Consider the following 23,661-nt stretch of genomic DNA (forward strand, 5'->3'; position numbering starts at 1 on the left):
GCGACTTCGAGAACCCCGCGTATGCTGACATCCTCTCTTCCTCTGACGGTCCAGGCGATCCAGGCACTCGTCGCGCGCTTCACCCAGTCGAGCCGCGCGCTGCGCCTGCATACGCCGCTGGGTGATGACGTCCTGCTGGCCGAATCGCTGCACGGCGAGGAAGCCATCGCGACGGGTTACCGGCTGCGCGTCTCGGCCCTGTCGACGGATGCGAGGCTGGCGCTCAAGTCGCTGTTGGGCCAGCCCGTGCTGCTCGAGCTGCTGGCCGGCCCGTTCCAGGGCGTGCGTCCGTTCCACGGCCACGTGACGGCGGCCGAGATGACGGGGGCGAACGGCGGCCTGGCCAGGTACACGCTGACGATCGAACCCTGGACGGCGTTCCTCGCACTGGGCCGCGACAGCCGCGTGTTCCAGGACAAGACGATCGTCGACATCATCGACACCGTGTTTTCCGCATACGACGGCAAGGGCAGGCTGGCGCCGGCCTGGCGCTTCCAGGTCGACCACTCGCTCTACCCGCGGCGCAGCCTGACGACGCAATACCAGGAAAGCGATCTCGCGTTCGTGCGGCGCCTGATGAGCGAGGAAGGCCTGTTTGCCTTTTTCGAGCACGAGGGCGATCCGGACGGCGCGACGCTGGGCGCACACACGCTCGTCATCGCCGACAGCAACGACGCGTTCAAGCCGAACACGCAGGCGCTCGTGCGCTTTACGCAATCCGGCGCCGTGATGCGCGAGGACAGTATCGACCGCTGGCGCACCGAGGCGCGTCTCGCGACGAACGCCGTCGAACTGCGCAGCTGGGACTATCGCGCGCGCCAAGTGCGGGCCGTCGGCGCGGCCGGGCAGGATCCGGTCGAACTGGCCAGCCGCGACATCCCCGGCGTGTACGCATACACGAGCCGCGAGCACGGTGCGCGTATCGCCGAGCGCCAGCTGCAGGCACTGGAAGCGGGCAAGGTCGTCCACGTGGGCGCGGGCACCGTGCGCACCTTCACGCCGGGGACGACGTTCACCCTCGCGGACCATGCCTGGGACAGCGCGGCCGATGCGTTCCTGCTCGTGCGCGTGCGCCACCTCGCGCACAACAACCTGGATGCCGATACCGCATCGACGCTGGCCCGTCACCTGGGCCACGATCCGGTCGCGGCGCTCAACGACGAGATCCTGTCGGCGAGCATGCATGCGCGCGGCAAGCGCGTTGCGGAACGCCCCGTGTACCGCAACAGCTTCGACGCGATCCCCGCCGCGACGCCGTACCGCGACAGCCAGGTGGACGGCCACGGCCGCCTGCTGCATCCGCGCCCGACGGTGCAGGGCCAGCAGACGGCGATCGTGGTGGGCCCGCCCGGCACGGCGATCCACACGGACCGCGACCACCGCATCAAGGTACAGTTCCACTGGCAGCGCGGCGCGGCGAGCCACAGCCGCCTCGATCATCCCGACGCGGAGGGCCACACGGGCGCGCCTGCCGACGACCGCGCCGGCACCTGGGTGCGCGTGGCGACGCCGCTCGCACCGGTCGCCGGCGCCAACTGGGGCAGCCACGCCCTGCCCCGCGTCGGCCAGGAAGTGCTGATCGATTTCCTGGACGGGAACATCGACCGGCCGGTCGTCATCGGCGCCGTCTACAACGGTGCGGGCGCCGGCGACGCCCAGCACAACACGGTGGTCGGCGGCCCGGGTGCGGCGACCGGCAACGCGGGCGCGTGGTTTCCCGGCGCCGCGGGCGCACACGCCCATGCGGCGGTGCTGTCCGGCCTGAAAAGCCAGGCCATGCAGGCCAGCGGCAACGGTGCCGGCGCGTACAGCCAGCTCGTGTTCGACGACACACCGGGGCAGGCGCGCGTGGCGCTGCAGCGGCATGCGAAGGCCCATCGGGGGACGACGGAGCTGAATCTCGGGCATCTGGTGCATCAGACGGATAACCAGCGACTGGGGGCCGTGGGGCTGGGGGCGGAGCTGAAGACGGAACACGGCGCGACAATTCGCGCCGGGCGCGGCTTGCTGGTCGCGACGGAGCGCTCATCCGCTGAAGGAAGCGCGCTCGAATCCGGACCGGCCGCAGCACAGATCGAACAGAGCCGTACACTCCAACACGGACTGGCCGAGACCGCCGGCAAGCACAACGCCAGAATGGCCGGGGAAACGTCGTCCGACAAATTGCCGGCGATCGATGCGCTCGCCAAGGCCGCAGCGACGCTGACCACGCCATCGATCGACGGCGCCGTGACCGCGTACGGCCAACCGCAACTGCAACTCTACGCACCCGCCGGTATCGCAGCGGCCACGCCGGCATCGACCGTCATTGCTTCAGGCACGACAACCAGCATCACGGCGGGACAGGATATCGGCTTTGCCTCGCAAGGCAACATCATTCACTCGGTAAAGGCCGGGGTCAGCCTGTTCACGTACGGTAAGGCGACGGGCAACAGCAAACCGAGTCAGGAAACCGGCATCCGCATGCATGCGGCCAGCGGCAAAGTCAGCACGCAAAGCCAGAGTGGCCAGACGCGGCTGACGGCCGACAAGATGATCACGGTGGCGAGCATCGCGAAGAGCGTCAACGTCGCAGCCAAGGATCATGTGCTGTTGACGGCGCAGGGTGCATATATCCGGCTTTCAGGCGGGGACATCGAACTGCATGGCCCCGGGACAATCGCCTTCAAGGCAAGCATGAAAGAATTCACTGGACCACAGAGCGCTACCCCCTCGCTTCCATACATGCCGCACCCGGCGAATATCGAGAATTATCTTGAGCTGAATTACAGGTGGGATGACATGCAACCGATGGTCGGCGCGCCTTACACGGTTGTTTTCGATAACGGCGTCACCAGGCGAGGAAAGCTGGACCAGAATGGATTCGCTCATCTGGACAACGTACCGGCGATTGGCGCCACCGTGATGTTCGGAGAGGACGAACGCGACGCCAGGCCGCGCCGCCCCTGGAAGCCAAACGCGCTGCATGGCACTAGGCCATCGAGCGCCGAGCACGCAGAAGAATTGTTGGAACAATATTTCGCGCAAGAAGACGCCCACCTTAAACAGAACTACTTTCCGGATGAAATCGAGACCATGGTCGTCGGCAGTGATCACGACTATGAATTCCATTACGACGACTACCTTTACGAAGGCGAAGATACTGCGGATTCCCGTCAATTGGTCCGCACCTATCGCGAGTTGCACGACGACGAACACGGAGATGACGCCCGGGACGGCGAGGAGGCACAAACATGAGTGCCGTTAGCGTGTCGTCCCGCGCCATCAAGGATGTCGACGATGGTGTCGGTACATGGCTGGCCGATCTCGTGACGGGCGCGGGCTCATCGCCCTCCCACATCATCGTCACTGGTATCCTGGGGGTCGTCCCCGGAGTAGGCCAGGCCATGGACGCGCGCGACCTCGTGCTGGGTGTCATCGCGGTCGCGAAGACGCCCGGCGCAGTCGGTGTGTGGATCGAACTGGTGATTACGCTGATTGGTTGCATCCCGGCCGCAGGCGACGCGTTGAAAGTCGGGTTCAAACTGATGCGAAAAGGCGTGCCTTTCGGCCGCGTGCTGGAAGCCGTATCGCCGAAACTGCGTGGCAACGTCGAACAGTTCATGAGTAAAATTGATTGGACAGGATTGGCGGCGCAATCCAAGACCTTGTTCGGAAGGAGCATCGACGCGTTCGTCGACGGTCTCGATTGCTGGGTCGTCAAAGCGGTCGCTGGTCGCGCGGAGGTGGCCCAGATTACACAGGAACTGCGCGCGCTCGAGCGCCGCGGCCCCGCAATGATCGACGAGGCCTTCGGCGAACTTCGGCAGGTGCATCAGAAGATGCTGGGACATGAACTGCCGAAGAATACCGCGACGGTCACCCCCACGCGACCGGCCGTATCGGCAAACACCGCCGTCCGGACGTCCGAACAGGAGCTCGAGGCCGTTCGGCGCGAACGCAAGCTGGCGCAAAAAAGGGCCGCTCAGGAAAAGGGCGAAAAATTATCGCCCAACTCGACCCATACCAGCACAAAGAAAAAAGCCAAAACGAAAGAGAAGCCCTGGATAAGCGGCATTCCTGCCGAGCATATCACCGATTATTACGTGCGTCGGAAACATACGCATTATCGCAAGGCGAATCACGACGGACGGCTCATCGAGGAGTACAGCAAGGGACACAACGGGCTCGATCATTTATGGCGCAACATGACGACCGGGCGGCCCTTCGTCGTGGGCGAAACCAAGTCGAGCATATTCGATTCGTTCAAATTGATGGCTGCATTGCCTGCACACCTGCAGCAGGCTTTCGACGCTCTGCGCGCGGACGAAGCGGCGAATCCGGCCAGGAACGGGCAACCGAACATCTTCGAGAACGCTGATCGCGACCAGTACTCGAATCGTCGGGTGCCGGTCGGTAGCGATGAAACTACCGATGCCGAGCTCCGAAAAGGGCTCGCCAAACCCAACGAGAGGACCAGCCTAGCTACGCAGATGAGCCACCTCTGGATCCGTAGAAGCCTCGAAGAGGACAAACATCTGACACTCGAGGGCAAGCGCCTCATACGACTCATTCGCGATTGGGAGGATGGCGACATTGACTGTCCCTACAACCGGTGGATCTCGCTGGTGACCGGGCGGCAGTTGACGACCCATAGAAAATCGGGTGGCAAGACTCACCAGGTGCAAACCATGTTGAACCTTCCGGACAATATCTTGAACCGCTAAAACCGGCTGCCGTGGCGACCCGGTAACGTATGCGATCGTTGAAAACAATCTGCGAGAAACCCATGATTCATATCCTAGCGAAGTCCGAATTCAAACAATCAAGACGAGAGCCTTTACTCGACTATGACGCCTACAACGATGAAGCAGAAGACATCGCCAGGCGCATTCCCAACGCCCAAAAGAAGCTGAACGATGCAGAGTGGCTCTCGGGCAAAGACGAGGCCGCGCTGGTACGTCTTACCCAGGCACGCTGCGATTACGCGCTCGACCTGCTGACGATCAGCTACTCGGCTGGGGCGAACATCGTGGAGTTGGAGAAATTTTTCCCATACATCGTCGACTATTTTGACGAGTACGCCTTATATACCCAGGCATTCAATCGAACCGACGAGGGAGCGAGAATTAATTCGCCGGCCGTTCATCTGCAGGATGTCGAATTCCAGATTGCTAACCGCTTGCTCTGCTTCTCGCTCTTGCTTGGACAAACGAAACTGATCCCCCGGATCATGGCAATACTTGATTACAACAACCCGGTGCGCGACGGTCTGCTCGAACGGATTGCGTCGCTTTACATCCGACGCCCGTATCCTTTGCCCAATGAATGCACACGCCATTTACCCTACTACACGGCGTTGGCGATCTTCGAGGCAAGACCATCCGACCGCCCGGGACTGATCAAGGAGTACCTGTTGGGCTGGTACGAAGCGAGCCGTCGCGAACCTTATTACGACGCTCACACCAACGGCTCGTCTTTCATGGGCTATTGGGCCTGGGAAGCCGCAGCAATCACGATTGCTTTGGATGTCGACGATCGACCGTATCGGGACCTGCCGTTCTATCCACGCGACCTGGTTGATCATGTCAGGAACTCGACCGCAGCAAGCTCGACAGTAGCGCCGAACGAATTGGCTGCAGAAATTCGCGCGAAAGCGGGCGAAGCATGCCCCGTCGGAGGACACTGGCAATCGATCGGTGTACCCGTCCACCAGGCGGTCTATGCAGAGGGTGCACCGATGCAGGATCTGAAGTCACCCTATGGATTGACGGTCTGGCGCTTTGTCGGTGCAGCGTAGTCGAGCGTTTTTATCCTGACTATGGAAAAGAGCACGCAAGTACTGCGTAACGCAGCCGCCGCCCTTGCCGCTTGGTTTTGTGTCGGCGTCCATGCGCCGGCGGTTGCGGCGCCGGCACACAACGAGGTGAAGCTCACTTACGGCGTCAACGAGGTCAAGCTGGGCAAGATGTCGCTGCGCATCGTGCGCGGGATGGTCGCCAACGGCACGGCGAGCAGTTTCGACACGTTCACCGTGTACCTGATGCCGGACAGCGTGGGCGATCCGTGGCTGCAGGTGACGACCAGCACGCCGAAAGGCCTGGGCTACAACTTCCGCGACTACGAGTCCGGCGATGCGAATACGCAGGCCGTTGCGTTCTACGTCGAAGGAAATCACCTGTTCGCTGTCCAGGCGACGAAAGTCGGGCCCAGCGCCGATGCGCAGGGTGCGCGCAAGACGCCGTTCGATTTCGAAGTCGTCCGGTTCAACGAGAACGAGGATATTCCGCTGTTCAAGAGCGACAGCAAGCAACGTTCGAAGGGCCAGTACGTGGATGGACGCGATGCGATCGGCCATGAATTCTTCGGCCGCTGAGGGGTAAACCGATGTTCGTACGGGCGACCTATTATCGCGAAAAGAAGACCGTCCACTACTTCGACGAGAACGGCGAAGAGACGCTGTACATCGGCGGCTCCTTCGCGTGGCGCACCAACAATCCCGGCAACATGGCCAAACCGGGCAAGCGTGTCGTCAGCACGAGTATCGGCTATGCCCAGCGCACATCCAACCCGAAGAGCCTCTTCCTGATTTTTCCCGACCGCGCGACCGGCGATGCCGAGCGCATTCGCCTGCTCAAGGAGGTCTACGGCGACAACTCGATCGCATCGATGATCGAGGCGTACGCGCCGCGCAATGAGAACGACACCGACGGCTATATCGCCACCGTGAGCAAGGCGACCGGCGTCGACAAGTCCACGCGCCTGGATGCGCTGACCGACGACCAGTTCAAGAAACTGACGGCGGCGATGGCGAAGCACGAAGGCTGGATCCCCGGGAAGATCGTCCCGCTGGGCAAACCGAAGACGGCGGAATTGCGCGACAAGCTGCAGCAGCCGTTGGCCGGGCAGCCGGTCGCCCTGAGGGGCGGCAAGCAGGAGATCACCGTCAAGACGGATGCCGGCGGCGCCCTGCCGCTGTTGTACCCGAAGCTGTTCGAGGACAAACTGTCGCTCTACCTCGACTACGTGGGCGACAAGATCGGCGATCTGCTCGACACCGGCACCGGGTACGCGTGTACGTTCATCGCACCGTACTTCGCGATGCAAAGCAATGCCGAGGTCCACGAGACCAAGGCCAGGACGGCGCCGCTGATCCACATCGTCAAGGGCGGGGAAACCCTCGGCACGATCGCCGCAAAATATCCGGGCGTGACCGTCGATGCACTGGTCGCGGCGAACGGGCTGAAAGACCGCAACCGGATCTTCGCGCGCCAGCACCTGCGCATTCCCGGCAAGGCCGCGGCAACCGCGCCCGCGCCGAAACCGGCATCGCCCCCGAAGCCGGCCGCGGCGCCAGCCAAACCGGCACCGAAGCCGCAACCGAAGCCACGTCCTTCCCCGGCACCCGCCGTCCAGGTCGACCGCCAGCGCACCGACAAGAATCATCCGATTACGGTACTGAGCAGCCCCCAGCTGGAAGCCAGCGGCAAGCAGTGGTGCGGACGGTTCCTCGGCAATAACACGCTGGCGGGCCTGAATGCCGACTTCCGTCCGAAGGCGACGCGCTTCATCGCCGCGCTCAAGGCCGCGGGCGTCGGCGTGAAGGTCAACGCCGTCTTCCGTCCGATCGAACGCTCCTACCTGATGTACTGGTCGTTCATGATCTGCCGTGGTACCGACCCGACCACCGTCCCGCCCTGGCCGAACGTCGCCATCGACTGGACACATCGTGGTTCCGACGGCAAGCCGGATCTCGCGGCCGCCAAACAGGCGGCGGAAGACATGTGCAAGGGCTACGGGATCAAACCGCACTCGAAGTCGCAAAAAGTCGGCCGTCCCAAGCGCTCACGCCACAACTTCGGCGGCGCGCTGGACATGAACCTGAGCGCCTATGTCGGCAAATCCGTCAAGGACGCCGACGGCAAGGACGTCAAGGTGAAAGGGTTTTCGACGCTGGTCGACATCGGCGCGACCTATGGCGTCCTCTACTATCCACAGGAAGACATGCACTGGTCCGACACCGGACACTGATCGATGCCCATGAAAAAATATCTCTTCTTCCCCCTCAGCGCGCTGGCCTGTGCCGGTTGCCATGCCGACGACCGGCCCATCACGGGTATCGTCGAACAGATTCCCGTCATGGCCGACGGGGCCAACGTCAGCGCGCGGCCGGTCTACGTCATGATCGACCAGAAGTTGTCCGCGCCGGCCGTCTTTAGCGGCCTGCAAGGCGTCGGATCGACGCTGACCGTCGCCTGCTGCTTCGAAGTCAGGAACACGGCGCCAACCTCGCTCGACGCCGAGCTGGCGAAATACGGCAAGGATCCCGAGTTCGCCGCCCACATGAAAAGCATCAAGGGCTATCGCTACATCTACATCGCGCAGCCCTCGTCCGACAAGCAGCGCTGGACGCCGCTGATGAAAACGCTCGCGCGGAATGCTGCGAACCCGGACGACGCTTCGCCGTTTTCCGCGGCGGCTGTCGCGGCGCAGTTCGACGAGCCGACCTTGCCCGCGTCGTTCAGTGCCAACAATGTACCGATGACGCTGCAGGTCCGCACGGACAAGAAGACTGGCCGCACGGTGTATGCATTCACGCAGAGCGGCAACAAGGTCGAGTTCTCTGAAAGCGCCTTCGCGGACTGATCGCCGCGAGACACCGACATGAACAACATTGCCCCGATCCTGGCCCTGAGCATCGCGGCGACGTGCTGCCTGCCGGCTTCCGCCCAGCAGCTCGACGTTGCCAGGTTCCTCAAGGAACGCGGTGCGGAGAGCGCCGAACTCCGTCAGCTGGCGCGCTCGCCCAGTCAGGCGGTAGTACCCGTCGCGACGTACTACATCTCCATGTTCAGATCGGACGCCAGCAAGCAGCTGGTCGCCATCGCGTCCATCGCGAACGACGGCGCGCTGAAGGTCGAAAAAGACCTGTCCGCCGACATCAATCGCGCAGGCGCAACCGGCGATATCAGGGCGGCCAGGACCGCGCTGTCGCAACGCCTGGGCGCCCTCCGCAATCCACCAACCCGACAATGACACTGTTCTGACATGGATCTCGCAACGTTGAGCGAAGCACTCCGCCGCTTCGGCACCGGCCTGTCCCAGCACGCCCGCCTGATCACGCTGGCCAGCGCGCACGACGCCGCGCTGCCGCAATCCCCGCTCGCGGAAAGCGTGCGCGGCCGCGAAGCCGTCAACGATGCATATCGTTTCGACGTCGACGCACTGAGCACGTCGACGGATCTCGATCTCGCGGGCTTCATCGGCGAAGAATTGACCGTCGGCCTGCTGCAGCCCGACGGGTCGCGCCGCGCGTGGCACGGCATCTGCACCGCGGCCGAGTGGCTGGGCGCCGACGGCGGCGTCGCGCGCTACCGGCTGCGCCTGGAGCCCGCGCTGGCGCTGCTGCGCCTGCGCCGCGACAGCTACATCTTCCAGGACAAGAACGTGCGCGACATCGTCACCGAGCTGTTCGCGGACTACCCGCAACTGCGCTTCGACTTCGACATCACGCAGGACCTGCCGTCGCGCCCCATCTGCACCCAGTACCGCGAAAGCGACTACGATTTCTTCGTGCGCCTGATGGCATCGGAAGGCCTCTCCTGGCGCTTCGAGCACGACCAGGCCGTCACGGCCGACGACGGCCAGGCGCGGCACCGCGTGATCATTTTCGACAGCGCGGCCGAGTTTCCCGCGACGCCGGGCGACGCCGCCATCCGTTTCCACGGCGTGCGCGCCACCGACACCGACGACGCCATCGACGGCTTCCGCGCGCGCCGGCGCGTGCAGGCGAACGCCGTCTCGATCAGCAGCTGGGATCCGGCCCAGGTCCGCGCGCCCGCCGCCGAACAGCAATCGATCCTGGACGCCGGCGCGCTGCCGCTGCTTACGGTGTACGACGGCGCCGGCGAACGCATCGCCACCGACGCCGGCGCGGCCGACCTGCACAGCCGCCTGATGCTGCAGGCGCTGGAACTGGACAACAAGCTGTTCGAAGGCGAAGGCGCCGCGCGCCGGCTCGCCGCCGGCCACGCGTTCACGCTGACGCAGCACGACCGCTACCCCGACGGCGACAACGCCTTCAAGGTGCTGTGGGTCGAGCATGAGGCGCGCAACAACGTCGGCGCGCAGATCGCGGCCGTGGACCGCGGCGGCGTCGAGCCCGGCACGTACCGCAACCGGTTCGGCTGCGTGCGCGACGCCGTGGCCGTCGTCCCGCGCGCGACCGCCCTGCCCCAGCCGCACACGGCGCTCGGCCCGCAGACGGCGCTCGTGGTCGGCCTGCCGGACAGCGTCGCCACCACGACTCGCGACCACCAGGTGCGCGTGCAGTTCGCCTGGCAGCGCGGCGCCGCGGCGAACCGCGGCGGCCTCGATCACGACACGGACGACGCAGGCTGCGCCCCCGGCAACGACCGCTCGGGTACGTGGGTGCGCGTGGCCGAAGCGCTGGCGGGCCCCAACTGGGGGTCGCAATTCACGCCGCGCATCGGCACCGAAGTGCTGGTCGACTTCATCGACAACGACATCGACCGCCCCCTCGTGGTCGCGCAGCTGTACACGGGCGCGGATGCGCCGCCATTCGCGGCGGGCGTCGATTCCGGCGTCGACCACGCGGGCACGATCTCGGGCATCCACACGCAGACGTTCGACGGCGCCGGCTGGAACCAGTGGCAGCTGGACGACACGCAGGGCCAGCTGCGCATGCGCCTGGCCACCAGCACGGCGGCCACGCAGCTCAATCTCGGGCACCTCGTCCGCCAGGCGCCAGGCGGCGCGCAGCGCGGCCACTACCGCGGCAGCGGCTTCGAACTGCGCACGGATGCCTGGGCCGTCGTGCGCGGCGCGGAAGGCGTGCTGCTGACGACGCGCGCACGCTCCGCGCAAGGCGCCGGCGTCAGCTCGACGCAGATGGACGCGGCCGAAGCGGTAGCGAGCCTGAAAGCGGCGCAATCGCTCGGATCAGCCCTGCTGGACGCCGCGACGGGACAGCATGCGCTGACCAGCAAGGCGGCCGTGCAGGCGCAGAAGGATTTCCTCGCGCAAATCGATCCGGCCGACAAGGGCAAGTTCGCCGGCCCGGCGAACGGCCAGGACGCCGCGAAGCCGACGCCCGGATCGCGCGACCTCGACCCGTCGTCGCCCGTCGAGAGATTCGGCGCGCCGGTCGTGCTGCTGGATTCGCAAGCCGGCATCAACTGGGCGACACCCGCGTCGACCGTGCTGTTCGCGGGCCAGCATCTGCACTGGACGACACAGTCGGACATGCACGTGACGGCGGCGTACACGTCGTCGTCGGTGTCGGCCGAGGCGACGTCGTTGTATGCGCACGAGGGCGGCATACAGGCGGTTGCGGGTAACGGGCCGGTGTCGGTACAGGCGCATACGGACCAGCTCGAGATCCTGGCAGACAAGGAAGTCACCGTCATCTCGGTCAACGACGGGATCGAGGTCAAGGCGAGCAAGAAGATCGTGCTGCAGGCGGGGCAGGCGTCGATCACGCTGGAGGGGAAGGACATTACGTTTGCTTGTCCGGGCAGGTTTTCCGTTAAAGGCGCGCAACAAGTATTTGATGAAGGTTCATTCGGTGCCGCACGATTGGAAGAGCTCCCGCATCGTCTTGTTACACCAATACTACAGCCATATAGCATACGCTGGGCAGCGACATCGGCTATCACGGGTAAGCCGGCGGAAGGCGTCGATGTCGACGTCTTTGACACCGAAAGCTTCGAGGTTGCGTATACCGGCACTACGCAAGGCGATGGCAGGACGCAGCGACTAACCGATCAAGAACGTCCGCAAGAATTCGTCGTCCTTGTCGGAAGCGGAAATTGGGTTACCGACATAACTGCCGATCAGGACCCCGTGACGTTAGAACCAGACGACTGGATGGATTTGGAGGCAGAAGAATGAACAGGATATATGTGGTAAAAAAGGGCGACACCCTAACCGGTATTGCGGCCCGGGAAAAGGTCGATCGATATGAACTCGCCTCATTAAACGACATACACAACCATAATCTCATTAAAATAGATCAAGTACTTATATTGCCGCGTCTGGCTATTAAGGTAACACCTGAAGAGCTCGGTCCGTTACCACTCCCGCAGCTCGATGATCTCTCGATTATTACTTGCCAGTTTATTGATGCCTCAAATGAGCCTATAGAAGGCATGCACGTCAATCTAACGATTGGCGCACACAAATTGCATCACTCAACTGACAGCGATGGATTCGTCCCTGCTGTCGTCCTCGAGCCGAGTGACGAAATTAAGGTTTCCGTGAAGACATTGGCCGGAGAATGGAAGACCATTTCCGAGGTAAAGCCAGCGGGTCCCACAACACACGCGCGAGTTGTTAGTCCAAAAATAAAAAGGACTTCTGAACAGAAATTACATGAAGGTCCAGGTCAACCTGCCAAACCTGTCGAAACAACCCGACAAGAGATTGGAAGCACTACCTTTACTCGGAGCCAGAACGGCCATCCTGTACAGCAGGTCGCATTGGAATGTCCGAATCCTGAAAATCTGAGGCTGGAAGCCAACCATAAGTATCGCGAAATCATTCTTGGAGCCTCGCGACGTTCAAAACTGTCTCCTCATGCTATTGCTGCCATTATGAACGCAGAGGCGGCTCGCATTATAAACGTAAAAAAATTGCCAGTTATTGACAAAAAAACTGGCAAACAAAAAACTGACGCACATGGCACGCCAGTATTTATCAAGCAAACATACGATACTGGTGAGTGGGACCCTCGTTCTGAGAATCCAAGATCGTCTGCCAGAGGAATGACACAGTTTCTTGACGCCACATGGATAAGCCTGGCCCTCACCAAGGGCACGTTCTTGTACGAACGCGCTAAACGCGAGGGATGGATTACTGAAAAGACAAAGACCGTGCTGCGCGGTAAAGACAAATTGGAGAAAACATATCCTCAATTCAACTTGGCTGACGGCACAGTCATCACTTCCGCACCGAAATCCAGCCTCGATAGATTACTTTCTTCACGTAGGTTTATACAGAAATGGGCCACGTCGAGTGATAAGAATATTCAGAATCTCCTCGATTTGCGGTATGATCCCGAATGCGCGATCAATACAGCCGTTGACTATGGCCTTCAGAACCTCGAGATATTGAAGTCTAAAGGCGTAAAAGTAGACAGCATTCCAGACGGGGAAAAGGCGAAAGTGATATATTTAACCCATCATCTCGGAGCAGATGATGCTATATCTTTCATTTATAATACAATGAGTGCAAAGAAGGCGGAGCTTCTTCTTAGAACCCAGGTCAAAGATGAAGGCGCGGAAATACGTGCAAAGCGGGCGGGTGGTGATTATCTCAAGGCCCATCGAAATTGGCTCGGCGAGTTTATTGACAACAAGATCATAATTTTCGACAAAATGTGTACAAGACAGGGCACGCTCCCGCGCCACCTTATTGACCTTACAATCGCTATTCGCTAATCAATCATCAATAAATAATGAAAAAGCTCTATTTTACAATCCTGCTTTGCACCGTCGCAAGTTTGTGCCACTCAGAAAATGCCAAAAGGCCGATTGACGCACAACAAAAAGTCTTGTTGGATGAACGAGGCTCCGATTATTATTCGTACCATACCGGACTGGGAACGCTTGAGTTTTTGGACCGTTCTGGCGAGCGGGGAACCCCTGCAATCAAAATTCTCTTGAACGGAAAAGCCATCGTGAATTTAGAAGGCGTTACCGACAAAGGAGGATCCGAACAATCACTCATGCTTGACAGCTTCACAAATGTCATCGATTGGGCTTCCAGCAAAGGTAATCAGAGCGGCCCGAGTGATGTGAAAAGGATGATCGTTTCTGTTGGCGCAACGAGTAACTGCGTGAGACGTTATATCATGCTTGACTTTACTGACACAAAGCCCTTTGTATCTAAGCCGTTCTCCTACAATCCTGACGATGACATATGCGAACACCTGAAAAAAGTCAAGTGGGGAAAACAGGAAACCTTTATTGATTTAGCTGGACCTCAGCGCTATTTATATCGCCCTCAACGGGAAGTGATAGGTCCGATCGGCGATTGATACCACCTTTTTAAAAATTAACTCGTCTTTGAAATATTTTCGAAATGAAATACAGTCGCCTATCCGACAGCCGTAGGCTCGGTCTGCCGGACAGCGGCTCCACTATTCGCGTTATCGATGACACCCCTAGCTATGCGTTAATATAAAAGACTTGTCTAAAACCTGAGCATCGGCCGGAGCGTCTTTTTAGGGGTGCCGGCTATTTTATCTACGATCAAAGTACAAATACTTTACGAGGAATATGGTCGGCATCGACACAAATCAATACCGCAATTCCATTCCCCACTGCCGAGCCGGAAATAGCGATTAAAAGAATAAAAGACGGGTATAAGTTTGATTGGACGGGATCGTTTCCGAGCGACAGTCCACCAACGCAAATGACAGTCCATAATATTTATAAACACGACGTCAGAAAGGACGGGCGGCCAACCCTTCACGCCGGCTCAAAAAGAACAAAATGTGTGAATGCTTTAATCTTGAACGCATAAACAATCGGTTATTTACAACTTCTTTCAGGAAGCTAATCGATAAAGCTAGACCGGACATTCCTTGCGTGCGGGTCGGGGCTTGCGCCGCATATGCGCATAACCATCATCGCACTGACCATCGCCATACTCGGCTACACTTCCCAACGGGCATGGAGCCATGAAATTTCGACAACGTCCTCTCAGTGCACAAGCGAACCGTGTGGAAACACTCCTACCGTAGAAGACCCGCAAGATGTCTTGCTGCGCGAGGCGCGCGCGGAGCAGAACAAAATAAAGGCTGATGGGCCTGATCAGGTTCGCTGGCAAATTCCGATCTATTCAACCTCCACGAAAAACCCAGATCTGGAGATGCTGATAACGAAGAGTACGAAATTCTCAATGCGACTGGAGCCGGCGCAAGGGCTTCTTTACTTCAGCACCCCCAATTTCAATCACGCATTCAAAATCGACAAGCCAAACACCCCGGCAATCTTTGCCCAAGGTACAACCGCCAGATTGTCGACGCTTCAGACAAGCACGCGGTGATACAGAAAAGCTGTCCGCGGCTCCTGTATAGAACAGGTAAATTCTTCAGTGGCGTCACGTACTATTTGTATGAGGTTCCTACTGCCACCATGCATGACATCTGGCGGGCAAGCGCTGTCGGCAGCAAGAATCCATTACCGCTGGCCGAACCGGTTCCTTTAATGAAAATTATCGACAGTGCCTCTCTTTTCGCCTGGAATGGAGTGCGCCCGGGCGGTTCTTCGACAAGTTCAGCCACCATTCAGAATAAGTATGTTAGAAAGGCGGAAAACAACAAGCAAACCCTGATTTGTATTGACATGAAAGTACCAGGCGGCGCCGTTGAGGACGACATGTGTGAGGGACGCACCGTCCCCAAAACGAACTAAGTCATGTGCGAGTTCGGGGGCGATGGCTCCACAAATAAGGGAAAATAATGAAGTGTTGCTTGAAGCGAGTCCATAATCACCCTGTATACCTGCTGAGGCCAGCCAAGACTGGTCTCACCGTGGGGATATTACTTGCCGCAGCCGGTCTCTGCGTTTCCGGCTGCTCGCCACAAGATAAAAAACTCAAAGCTTCCGACGATATCAAGGCATTGCAACAACTCGTCGATCTACCCGCCGACCTAAAGTCGGCCCGGTGGGAAATGTTCGGAACTCCGGAATACGATGGTGGCGTCCCAGGACACACAGATTACATGACGCTTGTCGCGGAAATCGAACCGCTCACGCATACCGATGGCTTCACGCGCGGTACGAACGACAAACTTATTTATATTGTCCCGGAAGCTGCACGGCCCTGGCTCTCGAACCAATTCCGCACTATGCTGGAGAAGAACAGGAACGCAAATATCAATCTCACGACAGCTGGCGGATGCCATGAATATGATACGGAGATAAAGGGCTCCGGACGCAAGGTGAGCGGTTTTTCCTGCAAAAAATCTGGAAAAATACTTGTCTATCTTTCAATATTTTGATGACTCGATCGCCTGGCCGTTTCTTCGACCATGGCCAGCATAAAAAGATGCGCCTTTGCACGCGCCCGCGGGTCTCTGGCTACGCAATGGATTCACGTTCGTAGCGCCCGGGGAATCGATCAAGATGGACGAGTACCGTTCGCCAACGGCGATCAGGGGCCTGAGGGAATGGATGATTGATCTTTCTGCGAAGTACACCATCAATATCCCCGTCAAACTGGAAGGCGCCAAGGTTCCGGTGCGCCAGACCACAAGCACGTCACTCCGGATTATTGGACGCGACAGGCCGAACTCGACGACAAATAACGCGACCTGAGCGGCTCCCAACGCTATCTATACCGCCCCTATCACGATATCATTGACCCATCGGCGATTGATCACCCCGACCGATCAGTCGTCGGCGCCCATGCTTGACCCGATACATATCCCGATCCGCCAGTTCGATCAGGTGCTCTATATCCTCGCCATCATCCGGCCACAGCGCAAACCCGATACTGGCGCTCAGCGGCAGCGCGCGACCTTCAAAGTCGAACGGCATACCGATCGCCGTAGTCAAAGCATCGCACTTGCCCGTAACGCTGGGCCGGTCGCGCACGCCGACGAGGATTACGCCGAACTCGTCGCCCCCCACCCGTGCCGCCATGTCGTCCGCGCGCAACTCGCCGCCGATGCGTCTGGCGATCTCGCACAGCGCCGCGTCCCCGGCGCGGTGGCCGAGACTGTCGTTGATCGCTTTCAGCCCATCCATGTCGATGTTCAGGACGGCGACGTGCCCATGGCACCGCGCCGCCCGCGCCAGTTGCTGGCGCAGGCTGTCGTAGAACTGGGCCCTGTTGGCGAGACTCGTCAGGGCATCGTGCGTCGCGCGGTAGTACAGGTCGTTCGACGCGTTCTGCACCGCGTGATAGATCGCCGCGCCGACGAGCGTCGACAGCAGACCGAGCACCTGCGCATGCCAGGTGCCGAAGGCGTTCACCGACGACGACACGATTTTCAGCACGCCCACCGAATGGTCGTCATGGCGTAGCGGTACGACGAGCATCGAGCGCAGGCCGACCTTGCGGCACGCTACGCGGTCCACGCGCGGGTCGAGCTCGGCGTCGTCGCAGCGCAGGATTTCATTCCTGTCCACGGACAGGCCGGACAGACTGCCTTCGCGCCGCAGGCGCAACCCCAACTGCGCCCGGGCCAGCCCGGCTGCCGCGCGGTACACCATCTCATTGCCCTCGGCCAATTCCACCGCAGCGCCCTCGGCCCGGCACAGCGTCGCGGCGCGCTGGCTGACCAGCTGCATGACGCCGCCCAGATCCAGGCCCTGGCAGGCGATCTCGGTCTGGATGTCAATGATGTCCAGCAGCACGGCCGCGTCCAGCGTGACGGTACTCATGTCTAGTCAAGGAGAAATATCACAAATAATCACACAACCAGTGTGGACCATTTGCCCTTTGTTGACAAGTTAATACTGCTGATTGTCGATGCGATAAGTCACCCTGTCCACGTCCACATAGCCATGTTCTCCCGCCGGATTGAACGTGAACACGCCGACACGGCTGCCGCGATACGCGCCCCACGTCAACGACAAGCCGGGCAGCACGGTCTCGTAGCTGGCTCCATCCGCGCTGACGGCCAGCGTCGTCTTGCCATCCAGCCCCCACGTCGAGCGCAGCCAGATCGCATCGTGCTTCCACGGCTGCAATCGGGTATAACTGCCGTCCCGGGACACTTCGAGGTAACGCTCGCCCGCCACCATCACGATGCCCGCGGACGCCGTGGATTCGGCGGGATTGGCGGCGCGCGGCTGTGCCGTGAAGTGGACGAGGCCGGCATGCTGGCCGTCGGCCATCCCCGCCAGCCCGATCCGCGCGGCGAACGACTGGCTGCCCGTCCGCGCGACGCGCTGGGTCAGCACATTGCCCACTTTGAGGAGGTTGGCGCCGTCCAGGCCGGGAAAGGCGTGCAGGCGCAGATGGCCGGGACGGGCCGCCAGCGACCACTTGTCCTTGCGCGGCTGATAATTCCATTCCCAGACGGGCGCGAGCGTGGCGGCATCGAAGTCGTCGCCGCCTTGCGGGAACCGGCGGACCGACGGCATGCCCGGCATCCGTCCCTCCCACACCATGGTGCCGATGCCGGCCCGGTCGGGCTGCCCGATCACCGGCCAGCCGTCGATCCAGTGGACCGGCAACAGGCTCGCGGCCCGTCCCGCCCAGTCGCCGCTGCCGTGGTGGGTGAAGAAATACCAGTTGCCGTCCGGGCCCTGGACGATCCCGCCCTGGTTCGGCTCCATGGCGGCGCGGTCCGCCTGCATCAGCTGGCGTTTCGCCGACCACGGTCCGCGGATCGACGGCGCCCGCCGCATCATCATCACGCGCGAGTCTCCCTGCACTTCACTGAAGAAGTGGTAATAGGTGCCGTTGAACTTGTACAGTTTGCTGGCCTCGCTGCCCTTCGACTGGTAGATCACCTGGTCGGTCCCGGGCACGAGGCTGCGGTTGTCCGCGCTCAGTTCCCACAGATGGATCTTGTAGCCGTCGCTGAAGTGCGTGCCGACCAGGTAGCCCTTGCCGTCATCGTCCCAGAACGGGGCGCAGTCGTCCCATCCGGTTTCCCGCAGCACGTGCTGCAACGGCGCCCACGGCCCTTCCGGCCGTTCCGCGCTCGTCATGAAATAGCCTTCGTCCGGGGTGCCGAAATAAATCCAGAACCGGCCCGCGTGGTGGCGGATGGCGCCGGCCCAGATGCCACGGCCGTAGCGGTTCATCCGTGTCCAGTCCAGTTCCGGCGAGATCTGCGTGAGGTCGGGCACCGCGTGGCCCACCGTGCGCCAGTTGACCAGGTCGCGCGAATGCAGCACCGCCATCCCCGGAGAAAACTGGAACGTCGACGTAATCGCGTAGTAGTCGTCGCCGACGCGGATCGCATCCAGGTCGCTGTAATCGGCCGGCAGGACGGGATTGCGATAGCGGCCGTTGCCGAGATCGCCCCACCGGGTCCAGTCGCCCCAGGTGACGCCGTCGCCGGCCTGGCAAGGGCCCGCCATGGCAGCAGCGAGCAGGCCGGACAGTGCGACTGCGCACCAGCGGGAGAGTTCATGTTCGGGAAAGGTGGGCATGTCCGTTGCAGATGGTCCTGATCGTTAAAAATTTGTGTCCGCCGGTTGGGATTCGGTCTACAATTGTATGGTATCGATAACGTACATTCCTGTCCAGTCAATCGGGCCGATTTGCACCGGTAGCGCTGTCGATACCGCTGGGAAACTGGCCTATTTCATACATTAAAAACCTCTGGAGCGAGATTTTGGGATTTTTCCAGGCCTTGGCTCCGGCACAAGATGTTATCGGTAACCTAAACACGAGAAGAGGTAGAAAAATGGGGGGGACAAACATGAGAGCAATCAAACTCGACCGTGCGGCGAGGCGTATCGCCTGCATGGCGGTATCGATCGGTATCGCCGCGACGCTGGTGCCTTACCCGGGCCAGGTCGCCATGGCCGCAGACCCGATCGATACGATGGTGACCAGCTACCAGCCCGTCATCAGCGAATCGATCGATGCGAACGGCTTCAAGCATCCCGGGGTCGGGCTCACGAAGGCGACCCTGGAAACCATGCGGACCCAGGTCCTGGCGAAGAAGGAGCCCTGGAATACCCACTTCAACATGATGCTCAAGTCGGGCAAGGCGTCGCGTACGGTGGGCATCTCGAACGTCAATGGCGCCGACCCGACGCAGCCGCGTATCCTGGGGATCGATTCCCAGGGCGCCAACGGCCTGTTCATCAACGACGCACTGACCGCCTACACACAGGCGATCCTGTACTACGTGACCGGCGACGACGTCTATCGCGCCAACGCCATGCGGATCATCCGCCTGTACGGGAAAATGGATCCGTCGAAGTACGTGTATTTCGTCGACTCGCACATCCATACCGGGATCCCGCTGAGCCGCATGACGGCGGCGGCGGAAATCCTGCGCTATACGAGCACCCAGACGCCGGCGCTCGCGTGGACGGAGGACGATACGGTCAACTTCTCGAGGAACCTGGTCACGCCCGTGATCCAGACCTTCGACAACTGCAACTGCCGGTTCATGAACCAGCACCTGTACACGACCATCGCCAAGATGTCCGGTTCGATCTTCATGGGCGACCGCGACGGGNCAGACCTTCGACAACTGCAACTGCCGGTTCATGAACCAGCACCTGTACACGACCATCGCCAAGATGTCCGGTTCGATCTTCATGGGCGACCGCGACGGGTACAACCAGGCCGTCGAATGGTTCACCGTCAACAAGGATGCGCCCGACCCCGCATGGACTGGCTCGATCAAGCAATTATTCCGGACGGTGACGCGCAATGACGCCACCGGCGAAGAGATTCCGCCGCAGATCCAGCACGTCGAGATGGGCCGCGACCAGGCGCACGGCGCCGGCGACCTCACCAACTCGGAAATCCTNCGCCACCGGCGAAGAGATTCCGCCGCAGATCCAGCACGTCGAGATGGGCCGCGACCAGGCGCACGGCGCCGGCGACCTCACCAACTCGGAAATCCTCGCCCGCCTGATGCTGGCTCAGGGTACCAAGGTCGATCCCGCGGCGGGCACGCCGTCGACGGCATCCAACGCCGTCGGCCCGTACGAGTTCATGGACGACCGCCTGCTGGCCGTCCACGAACTGTGGGGCAAATACATGATCGGCTACGACATCCCATGGGTGCCCGTCGCCATGAGCGTCAATCCGGATGGCAGCATCCGCGCGATGTACAACAACGTGAATCCGTCGTACCGAGGCCGGCTCTCCCAGAACACCTGGGAAGCCTTCTATTACTACAAATACGTCCGCGGCATCGACCTGGAGCAGCTCGCACCGGGCTATACGACGATCTACGCCAAGCGCAAGGCCTACAACTGGGATGGCGTCGACGGCGGCGGCGACTTCTGGCTGACGCTTCCCAAGGCCGCCGAAGCGGAAGGCAGCAAATACCTGGGCATCCCCATCGTCGATCCGTATCGCGAGGTGGAAGACCGGTTCACGGCGTACGACGGCAATGCGGTCGCGCAGACCGAAGGCACGACCGGTTTTGTTAGAACCACAGCCACGCCGGAAGGCACGCGCATCGCCGTGTACAGCTATAACGGGGCCGCCATCCCCAACATGGGCTTCCGCATCCGCACCAGTGGCCAGGCCATGATGGACGTCGACGGCCTGTCGCTCGCGTTGCCGAATACGCGGGGCCAGTGGCGTTACGTCGTGGTGCCGCTGAACCTGGGCGACTTCCTGCCGCTCAAGGTCACCGGCGCCGGTACGACGGTCGACATCGACCATATCAACGTCAAGTCCAGCACCCTGCTGAGCCCGCCGGTCTTCAAGTCCGGCACCGGCGACGCGACGGCGTACACGTATGCCGGCGCCACCATCCCGGTGACGCTCGACCTGTCGGCCACCGACCCGGCCGCGGGCGACGTGGTGACCTACAATATGGACAACCTGCCGCAGGGCGCGACGTTCGATACCAGTACGGGCGCGTTCTCGTGGCAGCCCACGCAGGCCGGCACCTACACGTTCATCGCCGAAGCATCGGACGGTACCTCGGTAACCACCAGGCGTGTCATCGTCGAAGTTGCCGCGGACCGGCAGGCTGCCGTGGCGACCGTCGCCGCGCCGTTCAAGCCGGACACGCTGTACGTCACCGCGACGAAGACGGCCTACGAGAGTGCCTACGCCGACATGCAGAACACGATCGGCTCAGGCACCGACGATACCTACTTCCAGAAGCTGGGGGCATTGCGCAACGCGGTCTCCGGCCTGCGTGAACTGACCCCGCTGCTGAAGGACGGCAGCATGGACTACACGAACCTGTTCTTCAAGACGAACCTGGTCACGAACTTCGGCGACTGGGCGGCGAATGGCGTCGATGACAATACCGACAGCTTCATCGCGTTTACCATCGCCCGCGACACCAATCACACGTTCACGCTGGACTTCGGTCCCAGCTTCAAAGTCGCTGCGAACAAGTTCCAGCTCCAGCCGCGCACCAGCTTCCCGGAACGCGTCGGCGGCGTGACCATCTTCGGTTCCAACGACAATGAGAACTGGACCCGGATCTCGCCCGACGAGACGCTCGGGATCGAGGGCTGGCAGACGCTGAACGTGGCGGACGAGTTCCGCACGAAGCGCTACCGCTTCTACAAGCTCTCGATGATCCATGATCTCTGGACGTATAACATCCTCGAGCTCGGCGAATTCCGGATCTTCGGCACCCGCTATGAAACGGTCAACAAGCTGACCAGCGTGTCGCTGGGTTCCGACCAGGCGCTGAAGAACCGGGTCGTGCCGGGGAATACGATCAAGCTGACGTTCCAGTCGTCCGAGCCGATCAACAACGTGAGCGCGACGATCCAGGGCGAACCGGCCACCATCACCACGACCGATAACCTGAACTGGACGGCGACGACAGTCGTCAACGCCACCATGGCACCGGGACCGGTGAAGTTGCTGCTCAACTACAAGACCGCCGACGGCACCGCCGCCGAACCCGTCCTGTTCACTACCGATTCGTCGACCCTGTCGATCGCGGACCAGAAGGACTACATCGACAACGTGCTCGACATCGCCACCGTCACCGATTCCAACGGCCGCAATGCGACCGACGTGATCAAGAACGCAAAACTGCTGTTCGACAGCAACCTGACGACGAACACCGACTTGCGCCTCAACGGCAGCGGCAACAATGGCTGGGTCAAGTTCGACTTCCGGCCCGGCGTCACCACGGTGTTGTCGCGCGTCGACGTCATCGGTCCCCAGAACCAGTACTCGGGCCGTATCAACGGCACCGTCGTCCAGGGTTCCAATGACAATGCGACGTGGACCAACATCTCGACCTTCGCCGGGAATACGCCGGAGTGGCAGTCGCTGAAGATCACCGACACCACGCCATACCGCTACATCCGCATGACGAACGCCAACGCCTGGTTCGGCAACATGACGGAACTGCGCCTGTACGGTACGGTGAACGCCGCGGACACGACCGCACCCAGCACCACCGCCACCGCGCCGCAAGGCACGGTGACCACGGACGCGACGATCACCTTCGCGGCCACGGACAACCAGGGCGGCTCGGGTGTCGCTGCAACGTACTATACGGTCGACGGCGGTGCCCAGCAGACGGGCAACACCGTCACGCTGACCACGAGCGGCACGCACACGGTGAGCTACTGGAGCACGGACTGGGCGGGCAACACCGAACAGGCACACGCGGTGACGGTGTCGATCGATAAATCGGCGGACGTGACCTCCTCCGTGTCGATCGCGCGCTCGGGCCTGACGGTGAACCGCTTCACCAACAAGTACACGGGTACGGTGACGATCACGAACACCGGTGGCCAGGCGCTGACGGGTCCGCTGCATCTGCGCCTGCAGGCACTGACGGCCGGCGTCACGCTGGACACCCAGACCGGCGTCAAGGATGGCGTGCCGTACATGGCGCTGCCCGTCGCCAGCCTGGCCGCGGGCCAGAGCGTCACCCTGACGACCACTTTCTCCAACCCGAACAAGGCCGGCATCGCGTACACGCCGGCCCTCTTCAGCATCCAGTAAAGGACCTGACCATGATTCGCTTCAAGCACTTCCTATCCTGGCTGACGCTCGCGGCCGCGC

General features: G+C 61.2%; 18 protein-coding genes. 16 read left to right on the top strand and 2 right to left on the bottom strand.

Going from position 1 to position 23,661, the window contains the following annotated elements:
• Positions 1–21 precede the first annotated feature (21 nt).
• From ASD28_RS05505 to ASD28_RS05550, 14 genes are all read left to right on the top strand, one after another.
• Complete coding sequence (locus ASD28_RS05505; protein ID WP_082577360.1) at positions 22–3,237, top strand: type VI secretion system Vgr family protein; 3,216 nt, start codon at positions 22–24, stop codon at positions 3,235–3,237.
• A complete protein-coding gene (locus ASD28_RS05510; protein WP_056125162.1) occupies positions 3,234–4,706 on the top strand; it encodes a hypothetical protein in 1,473 nt (490 codons plus the stop codon). The genes ASD28_RS05505 and ASD28_RS05510 overlap by 4 nt, the downstream gene beginning before the upstream one ends.
• A gap of 62 nt (positions 4,707–4,768) precedes the next feature.
• Positions 4,769–5,779, top strand: a complete 1,011-nt coding sequence (locus ASD28_RS05515; RefSeq protein WP_056125165.1) for a PoNe immunity protein domain-containing protein — start codon at positions 4,769–4,771, stop codon at positions 5,777–5,779.
• A 126-nt stretch (positions 5,780–5,905) separates the two neighbouring features.
• Entirely contained in the window at positions 5,906–6,355 is a 450-nt protein-coding gene (locus tag ASD28_RS05520) for a hypothetical protein (protein WP_056125169.1), read from the top strand.
• An 11-nt stretch (positions 6,356–6,366) separates the two neighbouring features.
• A complete protein-coding gene (locus ASD28_RS05525; RefSeq protein ID WP_056125172.1) occupies positions 6,367–8,010 on the top strand; it encodes a LysM peptidoglycan-binding domain-containing protein in 1,644 nt (547 codons plus the stop codon).
• 9 nt (positions 8,011–8,019) lie between these two features.
• Positions 8,020–8,625 (top strand): hypothetical protein, encoded by a 606-nt coding sequence (locus tag ASD28_RS05530; protein WP_056125175.1) that lies wholly within the window; start codon positions 8,020–8,022, stop codon positions 8,623–8,625.
• 18 nt (positions 8,626–8,643) lie between these two features.
• Positions 8,644–9,015, top strand: a complete 372-nt coding sequence (locus ASD28_RS05535; protein ID WP_056125177.1) for a hypothetical protein — start codon at positions 8,644–8,646, stop codon at positions 9,013–9,015.
• 27 nt (positions 9,016–9,042) lie between these two features.
• Positions 9,043–11,892: a type VI secretion system Vgr family protein gene (locus ASD28_RS05540; RefSeq protein ID WP_229412157.1), complete on the top strand. Its 2,850-nt coding sequence runs from the start codon at positions 9,043–9,045 to the stop codon at positions 11,890–11,892.
• Entirely contained in the window at positions 11,889–13,439 is a 1,551-nt protein-coding gene (locus tag ASD28_RS30865) for a LysM peptidoglycan-binding domain-containing protein (protein ID WP_082577363.1), read from the top strand. Before ASD28_RS05540 ends, ASD28_RS30865 begins: the two co-directional genes overlap by 4 nt.
• 17 nt (positions 13,440–13,456) lie before the next feature.
• Entirely contained in the window at positions 13,457–14,038 is a 582-nt protein-coding gene (locus ASD28_RS31625) for a hypothetical protein (RefSeq protein WP_156403831.1), read from the top strand.
• A gap of 578 nt (positions 14,039–14,616) precedes the next feature.
• The gene (locus ASD28_RS31630; RefSeq protein ID WP_156403832.1) at positions 14,617–15,051 is read left to right on the top strand and encodes a hypothetical protein; all 435 of its coding nucleotides are present in this window, start codon (positions 14,617–14,619) and stop codon (positions 15,049–15,051) included.
• Positions 15,052–15,140: 89 nt separating this feature from the next.
• Positions 15,141–15,419 carry a hypothetical protein gene (locus tag ASD28_RS31635; RefSeq protein WP_156403833.1) on the top strand — a complete coding sequence of 93 codons (279 nt, stop codon included), beginning with the start codon at positions 15,141–15,143 and terminating at the stop codon, positions 15,417–15,419.
• A gap of 59 nt (positions 15,420–15,478) precedes the next feature.
• Entirely contained in the window at positions 15,479–16,009 is a 531-nt protein-coding gene (locus tag ASD28_RS31640) for a hypothetical protein (RefSeq protein WP_156403834.1), read from the top strand.
• Positions 16,010–16,133: 124 nt separating this feature from the next.
• Positions 16,134–16,325 (top strand): hypothetical protein, encoded by a 192-nt coding sequence (locus tag ASD28_RS05550; protein WP_056125181.1) that lies wholly within the window; start codon positions 16,134–16,136, stop codon positions 16,323–16,325.
• A gap of 39 nt (positions 16,326–16,364) precedes the next feature.
• Here ASD28_RS05550 and ASD28_RS05555 read toward each other — a convergent pair whose 3' ends face one another.
• Both ASD28_RS05555 and ASD28_RS05560 read right to left on the bottom strand, forming a co-directional pair.
• A complete protein-coding gene (locus ASD28_RS05555; protein ID WP_056125183.1) occupies positions 16,365–17,396 on the bottom strand; it encodes a sensor domain-containing diguanylate cyclase in 1,032 nt (343 codons plus the stop codon).
• 69 nt (positions 17,397–17,465) lie between these two features.
• Positions 17,466–19,121 (bottom strand): glycoside hydrolase 43 family protein, encoded by a 1,656-nt coding sequence (locus ASD28_RS05560; protein WP_200948889.1) that lies wholly within the window; start codon positions 19,119–19,121, stop codon positions 17,466–17,468.
• Positions 19,122–19,393: 272 nt separating this feature from the next.
• On the opposite strand from ASD28_RS05560, the gene ASD28_RS05565 reads away from it, so the two are divergent.
• Together ASD28_RS05565 and ASD28_RS33300 are read left to right on the top strand one after the other, a co-directional pair.
• Positions 19,394–20,164 (top strand): hypothetical protein (locus ASD28_RS05565; protein ID WP_229412379.1); only part of this gene is annotated, 771 nt, incomplete at its 3' end.
• 1,031 nt (positions 20,165–21,195) lie between these two features.
• A complete protein-coding gene (locus tag ASD28_RS33300) occupies positions 21,196–23,601 on the top strand; it encodes an OmpL47-type beta-barrel domain-containing protein (RefSeq protein WP_373994853.1) in 2,406 nt (801 codons plus the stop codon).
• The last annotated feature ends 60 nt before the right edge of the window (positions 23,602–23,661 follow it).

Source organism: Massilia sp. Root133, from assembly GCF_001426525.1.
Taxonomy (GTDB): domain Bacteria; phylum Pseudomonadota; class Gammaproteobacteria; order Burkholderiales; family Burkholderiaceae_D; genus Telluria; species Telluria orientalis.